The sequence below is a fragment of the Nocardioides luteus genome (assembly GCF_000960475.2).
Lineage (GTDB): Bacteria > Actinomycetota > Actinomycetes > Propionibacteriales > Nocardioidaceae > Nocardioides > Nocardioides luteus_A.
Genome location: NZ_JZDQ02000003.1, coordinates 138,804 through 153,770, shown reverse-complemented (window position 1 = coordinate 153,770; position 14,967 = coordinate 138,804). Strand labels below are relative to the sequence as shown.

The 14,967-nt window shown below is 69.5% G+C and carries 13 protein-coding genes; 9 read left to right on the top strand and 4 right to left on the bottom strand.

Going from position 1 to position 14,967, the window contains the following annotated elements; genetic code table 11:
- Positions 1–143: 143 nt before the first annotated feature.
- On the top strand, positions 144–1,097 hold the full coding sequence (locus UG56_RS02985; RefSeq protein WP_143054886.1) for a hypothetical protein: 954 nt from the start codon (positions 144–146) through the stop codon (positions 1,095–1,097).
- A gap of 131 nt (positions 1,098–1,228) precedes the next feature.
- Here the strand turns inward: UG56_RS02985 and UG56_RS02980 are convergent, their stop codons facing one another.
- Together UG56_RS02980 and UG56_RS02975 are read right to left on the bottom strand one after the other, a co-directional pair.
- Positions 1,229–2,185, bottom strand: coding sequence for a D-alanine--D-alanine ligase family protein (locus UG56_RS02980; protein ID WP_045550409.1), 957 nt, complete (start codon positions 2,183–2,185; stop codon positions 1,229–1,231).
- A 139-nt stretch (positions 2,186–2,324) separates the two neighbouring features.
- Positions 2,325–2,561: an Lrp/AsnC family transcriptional regulator gene (locus UG56_RS02975; RefSeq protein ID WP_008358330.1), complete on the bottom strand. Its 237-nt coding sequence runs from the start codon at positions 2,559–2,561 to the stop codon at positions 2,325–2,327.
- Between the two features lie 154 nt (positions 2,562–2,715).
- Between UG56_RS02975 and UG56_RS02970 the strand changes: the two genes are divergently transcribed.
- Positions 2,716–3,672, top strand: a complete 957-nt coding sequence (locus UG56_RS02970; RefSeq protein ID WP_045550408.1) for a thiamine-phosphate kinase — start codon at positions 2,716–2,718, stop codon at positions 3,670–3,672.
- A 184-nt stretch (positions 3,673–3,856) separates the two neighbouring features.
- On the opposite strand, the gene rpmB is transcribed toward UG56_RS02970, so the two are convergent.
- Both rpmB and UG56_RS02960 read right to left on the bottom strand, forming a co-directional pair.
- Complete coding sequence (gene rpmB, locus UG56_RS02965) at positions 3,857–4,042, bottom strand: 50S ribosomal protein L28 (protein WP_045550407.1); 186 nt, start codon at positions 4,040–4,042, stop codon at positions 3,857–3,859.
- Positions 4,043–4,166: 124 nt separating this feature from the next.
- Positions 4,167–5,195: a class I SAM-dependent methyltransferase gene (locus UG56_RS02960; protein ID WP_045550406.1), complete on the bottom strand. Its 1,029-nt coding sequence runs from the start codon at positions 5,193–5,195 to the stop codon at positions 4,167–4,169.
- Positions 5,196–5,433: 238 nt separating this feature from the next.
- Between UG56_RS02960 and UG56_RS02955 the strand changes: the two genes are divergently transcribed.
- From UG56_RS02955 to UG56_RS02925, 7 genes are all read left to right on the top strand, one after another.
- A complete protein-coding gene (locus UG56_RS02955; protein WP_071326847.1) occupies positions 5,434–7,065 on the top strand; it encodes a DAK2 domain-containing protein in 1,632 nt (543 codons plus the stop codon).
- A gap of 13 nt (positions 7,066–7,078) precedes the next feature.
- Positions 7,079–9,343 (top strand): ATP-dependent DNA helicase RecG, encoded by a 2,265-nt coding sequence (locus UG56_RS02950; RefSeq protein ID WP_084100400.1) that lies wholly within the window; start codon positions 7,079–7,081, stop codon positions 9,341–9,343.
- 9 nt (positions 9,344–9,352) lie between these two features.
- The gene (gene rsmD, locus UG56_RS02945; RefSeq protein ID WP_045548381.1) at positions 9,353–9,916 is read left to right on the top strand and encodes a 16S rRNA (guanine(966)-N(2))-methyltransferase RsmD; all 564 of its coding nucleotides are present in this window, start codon (positions 9,353–9,355) and stop codon (positions 9,914–9,916) included.
- A 37-nt stretch (positions 9,917–9,953) separates the two neighbouring features.
- Positions 9,954–10,445: a pantetheine-phosphate adenylyltransferase gene (gene coaD, locus UG56_RS02940; protein ID WP_045548382.1), complete on the top strand. Its 492-nt coding sequence runs from the start codon at positions 9,954–9,956 to the stop codon at positions 10,443–10,445.
- Between the two features lie 90 nt (positions 10,446–10,535).
- Positions 10,536–11,234 carry a class I SAM-dependent methyltransferase gene (locus UG56_RS02935; RefSeq protein WP_045548383.1) on the top strand — a complete coding sequence of 233 codons (699 nt, stop codon included), beginning with the start codon at positions 10,536–10,538 and terminating at the stop codon, positions 11,232–11,234.
- Between the two features lie 15 nt (positions 11,235–11,249).
- Complete coding sequence (locus UG56_RS02930; RefSeq protein ID WP_143054885.1) at positions 11,250–12,998, top strand: hypothetical protein; 1,749 nt, start codon at positions 11,250–11,252, stop codon at positions 12,996–12,998.
- Positions 12,999–13,082: 84 nt separating this feature from the next.
- Complete coding sequence (locus UG56_RS02925) at positions 13,083–14,834, top strand: hypothetical protein (RefSeq protein WP_045548385.1); 1,752 nt, start codon at positions 13,083–13,085, stop codon at positions 14,832–14,834.
- The last annotated feature ends 133 nt before the right edge of the window (positions 14,835–14,967 follow it).

Here is a 14,967-nt window from a genome sequence, read left to right as displayed (position 1 = left end):
GTTGCTCTGAACGTCTCAACCTGTGGCCCAACTCCGTGGGTCGTGGGCCGATCGGTCTCCACAGCTCCATCTGGAGATCGAGTTATCCACAGCGGCAGTTTGGCAGCCCGAAAATGTCGTAGGTCATCGCCAGTGTGAGCGGCATGAATCTCGAACCAGATGATGTACGTCTCATGCCCATCCAGCTGCGGCGGGAACTGCTCGCGTCCGGATACGACGATGCCGGGATCCTGCGAGCAGTCCGATCAGGCCAGTTTTCTCGCGCCCGCCGCGGGGCGTATGTGAACGCTGCGCCGTACGCGGCACTCGATGAGCGCTCAAGGCATGCCGTGCGTGCAAGGGCCGCGGTGAAGCAGGCGAAGACGGAGGTGGTGATCTCCCACGCCTCTGCGATCACCCTCTACCCAGAAACGGTCCCGACCTGGGGGCTCGACCTGCACCACCTGCACCTGACGAGGCGAGATGGAAGAAGTGGGCGCAAGGAAGCCGGCATCCAGCAGCACCGTGGGCGCTTGATCGAGAGTGATGTCATTCGCCTCGGTGATGTCGACGTCACTTCGCCGGTGCGGGCGCTGCTCGAGGTCACCACCATGGCACGAGTTGAGGTCGGCCTCGTCTTGGCGAGCTGCTTCCTCCATCGCAGGCTGGTCACGATGGAACAGCTCGTCCAGCGGTACGCCGGCACGATTGATCGCTGGCCCCAGACTCTGACTACTGATCTGGTTCTCCGGCTCGCGGACGGACGCATCGAGTCGGTCGGTGAAGGAAGGGTGCTCCATCTGTGCTTTGCTCAAGGCCTACCCATGCCATGCCCTCAGTACGAGGTGAACGACGAGTCCGGAAACATCGTCGCTCGGCTCGATTTCGCGTGGCCTGAGCACGGAGTCTGGGTCGAATTCGACGGGCGCATCAAGTATCAGGAACTGCTGCGCGAGGGCGAGTCGGCCACCGACGTCGTGCTGAGAGAGAAACGTCGACAGGAGATGATCGAGGACCTCACCGGTTGGCGGTGCATTCGACTGACCTGGGCTGACCTATCCAACCCGGAGCGGGTTGCCGCCAAGATTCGGGCTGCTTTTGCGCGCTCGGCGGCTTGACGCAGACCCCGACAGCCGAATGGCGAGATTCTCGGGGACACATGACGGGCACTTCGTGGACTTGGCGGGTGTTTCAGTGCCTGCCCAGTCCAGGGATACCCGGCCGGCCGGGTATCCCACGCCCGCCCGCGTCAGCGGGAGAGGGCGCGCTTGAGGAGGGCGAGGGTGACTTCGCCCATGGAGGTGCCGTCGTGCTTGGCGGCGAAGGGGAAGACGCTGGTCTCGGTGGCACCGGGGGTGATGGCGACCTCGAGGACGACGAAGCTGCCGTCGGGGGTGACCATGAAGTCGGTGCGGGAGATGTCGCGCATGCCGAGCAGCTCGTGGGCGCGTACGGCGGTCTCGCCGAGCTCGGCGATCAGCGCGTCGGGGAGGTCGGGGCGGCCGAAGCCGACGAACTCGGCGGTGTAGCGCGCCGCGAAGTCGAACTCGTGGCCCTTGCTGAAGTCGATGGCGATCGGCGTCAGCGGCTTGGTGCCCTCGTCGGTCTCGTGGACGACCACGGAGACGTCGATCCCGGCGTAGAAACGCTCGATGAGCGCCTCGTCGCAGTAGGCGTACGTCTTGACCAGGGCCGCGGGCAGGGCGGAGAGGCCGTCGACGCCGGTGACGCCGAGGGCCGAGCCGCCGCGCGAGGGCTTGACCACGACGCGCTCGCCCAGCCGCGAGATGACGTGCTCCATCAGCACCGGCGCGCCGACGTCGCGGAACGTCGTGGACGACAGCGAGACCGAGTCCGGCACCGGGATGCCCCCGCGGCGCAGGAGCTCGCGGGCGGCCGTCTTGTCGAACGCGACGCGGCAGGAGGTCGAGACGGTGCCGACGTACGGGATCCCGATCAGCTCCAGGAGCGTCTGGATCTCGCCGTCCTCACCGAACTGGCCGTGCAGAGCCGGCAGCGCCACGACCGCCTTGTCGCGCTCGAGGTTGTGCAGCAGCGCCCGGTCGAAGTCGTACGCAGCCACCTCCACGCCCAGCGCCGACAGCTCGCGCACGAGGTTGCGGCCCGAGGCCAGCGACACGTCGCGCTCGTGGCTCAACCCACCGGCGATGACGGCGACGGGTCCGGAAAGAGGAGGTGTGCTCATGAGTTCGTTCTAACAGACGGCGAAAGAGTTATTGGAAACGCGGGTCTCGACCCGCAGTCGCGGCTTCGCAAGCTCAGCCGCGCGCTCGCTCGACCTCCTCGCGTTTGTCCGGAGCAAGCTCCGGACAAGGCTCGGAATCTCAGATGTGGACGACCGGGCAGGTCAGGGTGCGGGTGATGCCTTCGAGGCTCTGGACGCGAGCCACGACCATCTTGCCGAGCTCGTCGACGTTACGGGCCTCGGCGCGGACGATCACGTCGTACGGACCGGTGACGTCCTCAGCCAGGGTCACGCCCTGGATCTTGCCGATCTCGGTGGCGACCTCTGCGGCCTTGCCGACGTCGGTCTGGATGAGGATGTACGCCTGTACGACCATGGTGCTGCTCCTGTTCTCCGTGCCTTCCTTGGCACAACGTCAGGCATGTAACCTATCGCGTTATCTGTCGCTCGACCTACACCGACCCTGGGGATAAGACGAGTGATGCGTGTCCCGGTATCTCCGCGCATCGCCGGGAGGGTTGGATACAGGTATGGCTTTTCCGAGGGACACGACACTCGCCGACGTCGGTGAGTTCGGGCTGATCACCGAGATGACCAAGCACTTCGCACAGGGGGAGCACGTGCTGGTCGGCCCCGGCGACGACGCGGCGCTGCTGCGGGTCAAGCAGGGTCACGTCGTGGTCTCGACCGACCTGCTCGTCGAGGGCCGCCACTTCCGGCGCGACTGGGCCGAGGCCTCCCACATCGGCCACCGGGCGGCGGGGCAGAACCTCGCCGACATCGCCGCGATGGGCGGCGTGGCGCACTCGATGACCCTCGGGCTCGCGGTGCCGTCGGATCTGCCCGCGGAGTGGGCCGTCGACTTCGCGGAGGGGTTCGCCGCGGAGTGCTCGCTGGTGGGCGCCTCCGTCGTCGGCGGCGACGTCACCGGCGCCGACCAGATCGTCATCTCGGTGACCGCCATCGGCGCGGTCGCCCAGGCTCCGGTCCTCCGCTCGGGGGCGGAGCCCGGTGACGTACTCGCCCTGTGCGGCCGCCAGGGATGGGCCGCAGCGGGCCTGGCGATCCTCAAGCGGGGGTTCCGGTCACCGCGCGTGCTCGTCGACGCCTACCGCCGCCCCCAGCCGCCGTACGCAGCCGGCCCCGCCGCCGCGGCCGCCGGCGCTTCGGCGCTGATCGACGTCTCCGACGGTCTGCTGTCCGAGGCGCGCCACATCGCCGAGGCCTCGGAGGTCTCCATCGACGTGCACACCGCGGCCCTGACCATCCCCGACGAGCTCAACGCGGTCGCCTCGGCGACCGGTGCCGACGCGCTCGCGTTCGTGCTGGGTGGGGGAGAGGACCACTCGCTGCTCGCGGCGTTCCCGCCCGACGTCGAGCTGCCGCAGGGGTGGACCGTCATCGGGACGATCGGCGAGCCGGGTGGGGAACCGGTCACGGTCGACGGTGAGGTCTACGAGGGGCCGGCGGGATGGACACACTTCTGAAAGACCAGAGATCCGTGTCTGGCTTGGTCTTTTCGGTCCGGCTTACGTCGGGTTTGCGCCGACGCGGCGCAATCCGGTCCTCGCTTCGCTCCGGTCCGTTTGCGCCGAGTCGGCGCCTTTCATGAGACAGCAGAAGGGCCCCGCTACAGCGCTTGCGCGCTGCCGCGGGGCCCTTCGTGCTGCCTCAGCGTGAAACCTTGCCGGCCTTGATGCAGGTCGTGCAGACATTCATACGCTTCGGGGTGCCGTTGATGACGGCACGGACGCGCTGGATGTTGGGGTCGAAGCGGCGCCTGGTCGCCTTCTTGGACCACGGCCGGTTGTTGCCGAAGCCCGGCTTCTTGTCGCAGATGTCGCAGACGGCAGCCACCGTGAACTCCTGAGGTTGAATAGATGATCGAGGTCGAATGATATTGCCGGCGAGCGCGATGAACGGCTGCCCAGCCGAGACAACCGAACAAGCGTAGCCCGTCCGGCTGTGCCCGGCGAAATCGTCACTCGCCCGAGCGGCGATCGCGCCACCTGTCCAGCGGCGAGGCCAGCGCGGTGGCCAGCTTCCACCGCTTCGACCCGCGCAGATCGTCGATCTCGGCACGCTGACCGGCGAACTGCTTGCGCTGCGACTCGAGCCGCCGCCGCTGGTCCGCGACGACCTCACGGAGCCGGGCGACCTCGTCGCGCAGCTCGAGGCCCTGCTCTACCCAGTCCGGGACGGCGGGCACCGAGGGGAGCTCGGGGGAGAGGCCACGTCGCAGGACGACGTAGAACTCGATGTCGTTCTCGGGCACGGGCAGGAGGGACTCGACGGACCAGCCGGTCAGCCCGAGGCGGCGCAGCTCGGCGATGATCTCGGGGAACGAGCGGTCGGTGAAGGTCCAGACGTGGCAGTCGACGTACTCGCCGCGGCGGGCCCGCTCGACCTGGGCCAACGTGTAACCGAGGTCGTGGATGCAGGTCTCGGCCTCGCTGGGCCCGCGGTGGTGGAGCCGCTTGGGGTCGTGGCTGACCGCTGAGCGGTGGTGGTCGAAGACGGCGCGCACGGACGGGATGGTGTCGCCGGCCTCGTGGGCCTGCAGGATCTGGCCCGTCGTCGTGGGCGGGCGGTGCGCGTCGAAGGTGTAGCGCCGGTCGGGGACGACGAGAACGAGGGCGCCGTCGGGCGCGATGACGGCCTCGACCTGCCCGAGCCAGCCCACCAGGTCGGGCACGTGCTCGACGACGTGGCTGGCCAGTGCCCAGTCGAAGGGCGCGCCCTCCTTGGCGGCCTCCTCGAGCGTACGCATCCTGGTGCCGTCCCACATCGGGTGGTCGATCTCGGGGATGGCCTCCCGGGTCACGTTGGGGTTGTCGATGTTGGTCTCGTAGAGCCGGTCGCGGTCGTAGAGGTCGAGATAGGACACGTCGGCCGCATCACGGGGGACGAGCGGCTTGTGCAGCGGTCCGATCTCCAGTCCGCGGCCGGCGGAGAAGTCGAAGATTTCGGCGACGCGACGGGCGCGTGGGGTCGTGGTCGGAATCGACATCCGGGGGTCCTTCGGCGTAGGGAAGTCTCCACACTAGGGATGGATCGTCACCCGCGTGGGGCGTGACGCGGCACAACTTGTTACTCGCTCGTGTCTTTGCTGCAGCCTTGGATTTGTTCACCCGTCGTTTACCCCGTACCCAGGCACCGCCTAACCTTGGGGCCGCGATGCCGGACGATGTGTCCGTCGTCACGGCGTCTGGCTGTGTGTAGGGGTGTCGAGGAGTAGGGAGGGCAGCGTGGCCGAGGTCAAGCTCGATCTGTTCCGCCGGTTCGGCGACCTGGCGACCGACGCGCTCGCGTCGCACCGCGAGGAGATCGACGCGCTCAACGTCTTCCCGGTGCCCGACAGCGACACCGGCACCAACCTCTACCTGACCATCGCCGCGGCCCGTGACCGGCTGCGCGAGTTCACCGGCACCGACTGGCGCGAGGGGCTGCGCGCCTTCTCGCGCGGCGCGCTGCTGGACGCCCGGGGGAACTCGGGCGTGATCCTGGCCGAGATGATCGGCGCGCTGCTGCGCCGCCTGATCCAGGCCACCGAGGAGGAGCGCACCGCCGCGGTCTTCGCCGACGCCCTGCGCAAGGCCGCCAACGCTGCGTACGCCGCGGTGGGGGAGCCCCAGGAAGGCACCATGCTCAGCGTGCTCCGCGCCGCCGCGGACGCGGCCGAGGCGTGTGTCGAGATCGACGAGACCGCGCGCACCCGTGACGTGATGTCGGTGGCCGCCAGCGCGGCCCGCGCCGCTCTCGCCCGTACGCAGGAGCAGCTGTCCACGCTCGCCGCCGCCGGGGTCGTCGATGCCGGCGGCCGCGGGATCTGCGTGCTCCTCGACGCCTTCGACACCGCGCTGACCGGGCGCCGCCCGAGCCCGCAGGCCCCGCACATCCCCATCCCGATCCCGGCGGCGGGCGTCGACGCGGGCGACGGCCATCTGCTGGAGCCCGGTGGTCCGGCCTACGAGGTGATGTACCTCCTCGATGCCGAGGACGCCGCGATCCCCGACCTGCGCAAGCGGCTCCAGCCGCTGGGCGACTCGCTGGTCGTCGTCGGCGGCGAGGGCATCTGGAACGTGCACGTCCACGTCGACGACGTCGGCGCCGCCATCGAGGCCGGGATCAGCGCCGGGCGGCCGCACCGGATCCACGTGACCCACTTCGCCGAGCAGATCGCGGGCCAAGCCCACCGGCACGCCACCCGCAGCGGCCGGGCGGTGATCGCGTTCGCGGCCGGGCCGGGTCTGGCCGAGCTCTTCCGCGGTGCCGGCGCGATCGTGATCGAGGGCGGCCCCCACCGGCGGCCGACGACCTCGGAGCTGCTCGAGGCGATCACCGCCTCCGGTGCTTCCGAGGTGATCGTGCTCCCCAACGACGCGCCGACCCGGCAGTCGGCCGAGGCCGCCGCGCGCACCGCCGAGGACGACCTCGACATCAACGTGGCGGTGATCCCGACCCGCAGCCAGGTGCAGGGGCTGGCGGCGATCGCGGTCCACGAGCCGGGCCGGAAGTTCGACAAGGACGTGCTGGAGATGACGGCCACCGCGCGACACGCGCGGCACGGTGCGGTCACCATCTCGAACACCCGAGCGATTACGATGGCCGGGCCGTGCATGCCGGGCGACGCGCTCGGGGTGCTCGACGGAGACTTCGTCAAGGTCGGCCAGGACCTGGAGAAATGTGCGACCTACGTCCTCGCCCGGCTCATCGGCGGTGGTGGCGAGCTGGTCACGCTGGTCTCCGGCCTGGAGGACCCCACCGGCGAGCTCGCCCAGCGTGTGGCGGCGTGGCTGGCTGCCAACCATCCGGCCGTTGATGTGATGGTGTACGACGGAGGCCAGGAGCGTTACCCCCTCCTGATGTCGGTCGAGTAGAGGAGCAGAGACGGTGGCGATCACCCTCGAGTCCCCGATCGAGGCCGTGCTGGGCAACAGCAAGCACGCCACGAAGTTCACCAAGGGTCTCGGGCTGCGCACCGTGGGCGACCTGCTCTACCACTTCCCGCGGCGCTACCTGCGCACCGCCGACCTCAGCCAGACGCCCCAGCTGCACGAGGGCGAGATGCTCACCGTGCTCGGCGAGGTGGTCCGCAGCGTCGTCCGCCAGCACACCGACCGCCGCACCGGCCGGCCCGCCTACCGGGTCGAGACCCAGCTCAAGGCCGGCGACGCCGACCTGCAGCTCACCTTCTTCTCCAAGTCGCAGCGGATCGCCGAGTGGCGTCGGGGCGTGCTCGCCCCCGGTGTCCGGGGCGTCTTCGTCGGCAAGGCCGGATCGTTCCGCGGCGAGTGGCAGCTGGCCAACCCGCAGATGGTCGTCTTCGGCGACCCCTCCGACTCCGAGAACGCCGCCGAGGCGGCCGACAACCAGATGGCCGTCGAGGAGCTGACCGAGCTCTTCCCCATCTACCCGCTCACCGCGGGGCTCCAGCACTGGGACGTGATGCGCGCGGTGCGGTTCGCCCGGCAGGTCGTCGAGGACGTCACCGACGTGCTCCCGGAGCAGCTCCGGGAGACGTACGCCGTCCCGGGGCTGCGCGAGGCCCTCGACCTGATCCACGCGCCCCATGAGCTCAAGGACGTCCAGCGCGCCCAGCACCGGTTCCGGTTCGAGGAGGCGCTCGGGCTGCAGCTGGTCCTCGGCCGGCGGAGGAGGGCGCTCCAGGCGCTGGGCACGACCGCTCGCACCGGCGGGGTCCATCACCTGCTCGAGGCCTTCGACGAGCGGCTGCCGTTCACCCTCACCCGGGGACAGGAGGAGATCGGCAAGGAGCTCGAGACCGCGCTGGCCCAGCCGCACCCGATGAACCGCCTGCTGCAGGGCGAGGTCGGCTCCGGTAAGACGCTGGTCGCCCTGCGGGCGATGCTGCGGGTCGTCGACTCCGGCGGCCAGGCAGCGCTGCTGGCGCCGACCGAGGTGCTCGCCCAGCAGCACCACCGCTCCATCACCGCGATGCTCGGCGACCTGGCCGCCAGCGGCCTGGCCGGTGGGCTCTTCGCGGGCGACCAGGAGCAGACCCACGTCGAGCTGCTCACCGGCTCGATGACCAAGACCCAGCGCAAGGGGCCGCTGAGCCGGATCGCCACCGGCGAGGCCGGGATCGTCGTCGGCACCCACGCGCTGCTGCAGGACCAGGTGATGTTCGACGACCTCGGTCTGGTGGTCGTCGACGAGCAGCACCGCTTCGGCGTCGAGCAGCGGGCCGCGCTGACCGACAAGGCCGGCACCCCGCCGCACCTGCTGGTCATGACCGCGACGCCGATCCCGCGCACGGTCGCGATGACCGTCTTCGGCGACCTCGAGGTCTCCACGCTGACCGAGCTTCCGGCCGGCCGCGCCGAGATCCAGACCAACCTGGTCTCGCTCGTCGACCACCCCGCCTGGATCGCCCGGGTCTGGGAACGGGTCCGGGAAGAGGTGGAGAAGGGCCACCAGGTCTACGTCGTCGCCCCGCGGATCAGCGGCGACGAGTCCGAGCAGGGCGAGAGCGACCAGCGCGACTTCGACGCCGACGGCAACGAGGTCGCCTCCGTCAAGGGCCAGCTCTCCGCCGTCGACGAGGTCACCGAGGAGCTGACCAGCGGTCCGCTGCAGGGGCTGAACGTCGCCAAGCTCCACGGCAAGCTCCCCGCCGAGGAGAAGGAGCGCACCATGAGCGCCTTCGCCGCCGGCGACATCGACGTGCTGATCGCCACCACGGTGATCGAGGTCGGCGTGGACGTACCCAACGCCACCACCATGGTCATCCTCGACGCCGACCGCTTCGGTGTCTCCCAGCTCCACCAGCTGCGCGGCCGGGTCGGCCGTGGTGGGCTGCACGGGCTGTGCCTGCTGGTCTCCCACGCCGAGGCCGGCACCCCGGCCAGGACCCGCCTCGACGCGGTCGCCGGGACCACCGACGGGTTCGCCCTCTCCCGCGTCGACCTCGACCAGCGCCGCGAGGGAGACGTGCTCGGCGCCTCCCAGTCGGGACGGCGGTCGAGCCTGGAGAGCCTGCGCGTGCTCCGCGACGAGGAGACCATCCTGCAGGCACGCGAGGCGGCCGAGTCCCTCCTGGAGCAGGACGCGGATCTGACCACCGCGCCGCTCCTGGCCGAGCGGGTCGCCGAGATCGAGGAGTCCGCCTCGGCCGACTACCTCGAGAAGTCCTAAGGTGTCCCAATGACTCGGATCATCGGAGGCGTCGCAGGAGGGCGGCGCCTGCTCGCACCCAAAGGGGTGCGGACCCGTCCCACCACCGACCGGGTCCGCGAGGCGCTCTTCTCGGCGATCGAGTCCGCCTACGGCTCGCTGGCCGGCCTGCGCTTCCTCGACCTCTACGCCGGCACCGGCGCGGTCGGGCTGGAGGCATGGTCGCGCGGCGCCGGCGTGGTGACCCTGGTCGAGTCGGACCGGCGTACGGCCGGGGTGATCCGCTCCAACGCGAAGGAGCTCGGCTTCCCGCGGGCCGACGTGGTCGCGGCCACCGTGGCGAGCACCCTGGTGACGCCGCCGGCGGCTCCCTACGACATGGTCTTCCTCGACCCGCCCTACCCGCTCTCGGACGACGCGGTCTCCGAGGACATCGCGCTGCTGGTCAAGCACGGCTGGCTGGTGCCGGGCGCGCTGGTGGTCGTCGAGCGTTCCGCCCGCAGCCCCGAGCCCGTCTGGCCCGACGGTTTCACCGACCAGCGGTCGAAGAAGTACGGCGAGACCACCCTCTGGTACGGCACGGCGCCGGAGTGACCGGACCGACCGGATCTGAACAAGGAGAGATGAAGCAATGACGCGTCGCGCGGTGTGCCCCGGGTCGTTCGACCCGCCCACGTTCGGCCACCTCGACATCTTCACCCGCGCCTCGGCGATGTTCGACGAGGTCGTCGTCGCGGTCGGGGTCAACCCGTCGAAGTCGAAGCGCCTGTTCACGCCCGAGGAGCGGATGGAGATGATCTCCGAGATGACCGCTTCGCTCGGCAACGTACGGGTCCAGGGGTTCACCGGCCTGGTCACCGACTTCTGCGTCGAGATCGACGCCCAGGCGATCGTGAAGGGCCTGCGCGGGGCACCCGACCTGGAGTACGAGGCGCCGATGGCGCAGATGAACGCCCACATGACCGGCGTCGAGACGGTCTTCCTGCTCAACGACCCGCGCTGGGCGGCGGTCTCCTCCTCGCTGATCAAGGAGATGGCCACCTTCGGTGGGGATGTGTCCGCTTTCCTGCCCCCGGATGTTCTCGCGCGACTCACCAAGCGTTTGGCGGAACGTTCCGAGTAACGGGCACGGTTCGCCGGTATCGTCTATCAGCGCTGCCCGTCATTCTTTCTCTGGAGATCAATGTCCACCTCAGGCCGTTCCCCTCTGTCCTTGGCCAAGCAGTCCTACGCCGCTTCCCTCAAGGCCGTCGGTCGCGGGCTGACGAAGACGGGGCTCGCGAAGGAGACGGCGCCGCCGGTCGAGCAGCGCTGGCGCCACTGGGCCCACTCGCTCACCAAGGTCTACGACTCCCTGGCGATGGCGAAGCTGGACGTGCCGTGGTGGACCTACGACGCGATCACCGCCGTCGACGCCTGGCTGAGCGAGCGGGAGCGCCCGATCCGGGTCTACGAGTACGGGTCCGGCGCCTCCACCATCTGGCTCTCCCGCCGCGCCGACGAGATCCACTCCGTCGAGCACCACAAGGGCTTCGGCGAGATGATGCAGGCCGAGCTCGCCGGCGAGGAGAAGATCTCGCTGCGGGTGATCGAGCCGGTCCCCAGCGACAACCCTGTCGTCCCCTCGCAGAAGGAGGGCCACGCGGGCCTCGACTTCGAGGCGTACGTCAACTCCATCGACGACGTCGACGGCGAGTTCGACCTCGTGGTGATCGACGGGCGCGCCCGCGAGGCCTGCCTGGAGAAGGCCAAGGACCGGCTCGCTCCCGGCGGGATCATCGTCTTCGACAACAGCCGTCGCAAGCGCTACATCGAGGCCATCGCCGCCTCGGGGATGAAGGAGGCCATCCACGCCGGCCTCACCCCGACCCTGCCCTACCCGGAGCGCACGTCGGTCCTGACCAAGGGGTGATCTAGGGTCCTCCTCATGGCGACATCGGGGGAGCAGACCGAAGGTGTGGGGATCGTGCGCTGGGCGACTTTCGCCGGGGTGTGTGTGCTGGCGCTGGTCTGGTCGGCCTACTCGGTCGGCGCCCAGAACGGCACCTTCCTGACCCAGGACTTCGGCGCCCAGTACCACCTCGCCGAGATCACCGCCCACGGCGCGATCCCGCTGGTCGACTTCGAGCACGGCTGGAACGCCGGCTCCTTCTGGGTCTCCGCGGTCCTCTACGCGATCGCTTCCGGGTCGCCGACGATCTGGTACTTCCTCTGGGGCCGCCTCCTCGGCGCGGGCCTCGGCGCCGTCCTCGCCGCCGCCATCGGGCTCCGGCTGCGGCTGCACCCGGCCGTCATGGTCGCGGTCGCGCTCGGGGTGCTGCTGCTGGCGACCCCGCTGCACATCAAGTACACGATCTGCCTGCTGTGGGTCTTCGTCCTGCTGCCGACCGGTCGGCTCGAGTCGCGGCCGCGCCTGGCCGCGGCCGCGCGGGTGCTGCTCCCGGCGCTGGTCTTCTGGCAGTACGTCGAGCTGGCCGTGCTCCTCACCGGCGCCTCGGGCCTCTTCGAGCTCTTCGCGCGGCGCGGCGCGCCCTGGCGCACCCGGATCCTCAGCTGCGTGCAGCTGGCCGGTGGGTTCGTGCTCGGTCTCGTCGTCGAGGCGGCGGCGTACAAGGTCCTGTGGGGGCTCTCCTTCGCCGACTTCAACCGGCAGGTGATCCTCGGCCAGACGGCGACGCACGAGGGTTCGCAGTATGCCGTGTGGAACTTCTTCGACCTGCCGACGGAGTCGGGGCGCTACTTCATCCTGGCGCTCTACCCGTTCGCGCTCCTGCTGCCGTTCGTGCCGTTGGTGTGGCAGCGGATCTCGGACTCCACCCGGCTGATCGCGCTGGCCGGGCTGGTCCTCGTCGTCGTCCCGATCCGGCGCGTCGACAACCCCCACACCACCACCGTCTCCGCCCTCGTCCTCCTCGCCGTCGTGCTCGTCGTCGCCGAGCTCTGTCGCCCTCCGCTGGTCGAGCCGGACTCGCGAGGCACGAGCGAGTCGGTGTCGAAACCAACCCGGTCCCTCATCGCGCTACCGCTCGCAGGGGCCGGCGTCCTGTGGGCGGCTGCCACCCTCTGGATCGGCTTCGGCCTGCAGAGCATGGCGGGCGCCGTGCTCCTCGTGGCCCTGGCGGTGGCCGGCGCCGTCGCGGGTGGAGCGTTCCTGCGCGGCGCCACCGCCGCGGTCTCCGCCGGTGCGCTGGTCGTGCTCGGCGGCGTACCCGCTCTCGCCTCGGTCGACCACCTCGACGACATGCGCCGCGACGCGAAGTCCTTCCAGGTGACCGACGCGATCACCCGCTGGGCGGGCCCGGAGTACGAACGCTGCAGCGGTGGCACCCGCGAGGCCCTGGTGATGCCCAACTACCTCCAGCTCTACGACACCCTCGACATCACCAACCCGACGCCCTACTACCTGTTCCACTACGACTTCGCGCAGTACGAGGACGTGCTGGTGCCTCAGCTCGAGGACGGCTCGATCCCGGTCATCATCGAGACGATGCCGCTGCACACTCCGCAGCCGTGGTTGACCGATGCGATCCACGCCGACTACGTGCCCTGTTCGATCGTGAGGATCGAGAAGCAGGCCACCACCGTCACCATCTGGACCCACAAGTCCCGCGGCACGATCGACCAGCGCGACCTCACGATCCGCCAGGGCGAGGCGATCCCGACTCCGAAGGGCTGACCTCGCCCCGGTCGAGCACTGCTTCAGGACGTACGTCCCGGCGATCCGCCCCCGGTCGCCTGCGGCAGCGCGTACTTTCGGACCATGCTCGATGCGGAGACCACGGCAACCCCCTCGTACGGAGGTCGAGCGGGTGAGCCCGTCGGCCCGGTCAGGTGGGCGACCTTCGCGGTGATCGTGGTCGTCGCCGTCGTGGACGCCGCCTACACCCTCACCGCGCAGATGGAGCCGTTGACCGGGGACAGGGGAGCGCAGTACTACCTCGGCAAGCTCACGGCGGAGGGCGCGGTTCCGCTGGTCGACTTCCAGCACGGCTGGAACGCCGGCTCGTGGTGGGTGAACAGCCTGATCTATCGCCTGGCCGGCGGTGACCCGCTGTGGTGGGAGTTCTTGCTGGGGCGGTTCTTCGCCGTCACCCTGGCTGCCGTCCTCGTGGCCGCGATCGGGCTGCGCAGACGCGTACATCCGGCAGCGATGGTCGCCATGGCCCTGGCCGTCCTGACGCTCGCGTCACCCGCTCAGGTGAAGTACGTCCTCCCGGTCGTCTTCGCGTTCATCCTCCTGCCCGGAGGCCGGCTCGACTCCGGACGGTGGTCGCTGGCCGTGCGGTTCCTGGTGCCGGCCGCCCTCTTCTGGCAGCACGTCGAGCTGGCGATCCTGCTGACCGGAGCGGCGGGGCTGTACGAGCTCGTCGGGCGGGAGAAGGCATCGGCGCGGGAGCGACTGGCACGATCTGCCGCACTCGCCGCCGGAATCCTGGCCGGATTCGTGTCGGAGGTGCTGTTCTACCGGATCGGCTACGGGATGAGCCTCGCCGAGCTCAACCGCCAGGTCGTCTTCGGTCAGGCCCAGCAGTTTCCGAAGCACTTCGGATGGCCCTTCTTCGACGTACCTTCCGACGGGGAGGGCTACGAGATCGTCGCTGTCTATCCGTTCCTCCTCCTGCTGATGTTCGTGCCGGTCATCTGGCGTCTGGCGAGCGACCCGACACGGTTCCTCGCGCTGTGTGCTCTTCTGCTCGCGACCATCCCCATCCGGCGTCCTGGGCCCGGGCATGCCGAGACCGTGAGTGCGCTGGTGTTCGCGGCTCTGGTCCTCGTCCTCTGCGACGTGTACGACCGCAGGGACCAGATCTCGTTGCCGATCCGGCCGAGGTCCGTGTCCGGCTGGCAGGTGGCGACCGCCGTCGTGGGGTTCGCGGTGGGGGCGGCGTGGGTGGGTGCAGCTCTGGCCTTCGGATTCGGTGCCCACAGCCTCGTCGGTCCGGTGATCCTCGTGCTCCTCGTCAGCATCATGATGATCGGCGCGAAGCAGCGGGCGAGGCTGATCGCCGTCTCTGCGGGTGCCGGCGTCGTTCTGGGAATGGTTCCCCTGGCGGCAGCCGTCGATCACGTCCACGACATGAGCCGGGACAGTCGTCAGTTCGAGGCCGCCGATGTCTGGGCGGACGCCATCCGACCCGAGATGACACGGTGCCTGCAGGGTGGCCGTACCGCTTTCGTGCTGGGCAACCAGCTGTCGTTGTACGACGCCCTCGAGGTGGAGAACCCGACGCCGTTCTACCTGTTCCACTACGACTTCGACCGCAACAAGGAGCAGCTGACGGCGATGATGACCGGCGGAGAGGTCCCGGTGGTGCTGCAGACGACCGCGATGGCGCGCGGCGGCTGGGTGGAGACCGCGATCGAGAAGGACTACGAGCCGTGCGCCGAGATCCGGATCGCGGAAGACCACCGGCTCTTCCGCATCTGGGCGCACCGCTCGCTCGAGCCGTTCGAGAAGCGGGCTGTGACGGTCCGGCCAGACGGCAGCAGAACCTCCAGCAGGCTGCCCTAGTCGTCAGGCAGCACAACAGCACATACAACCGAAGACACAAACGATCTCGGGAGACACGCATCCACAGGACGAGAGCGTCGGAGAATCTCACATAGGCTCGCCATCACTCTGCAAGCCGATCCGAAGGTCCTGA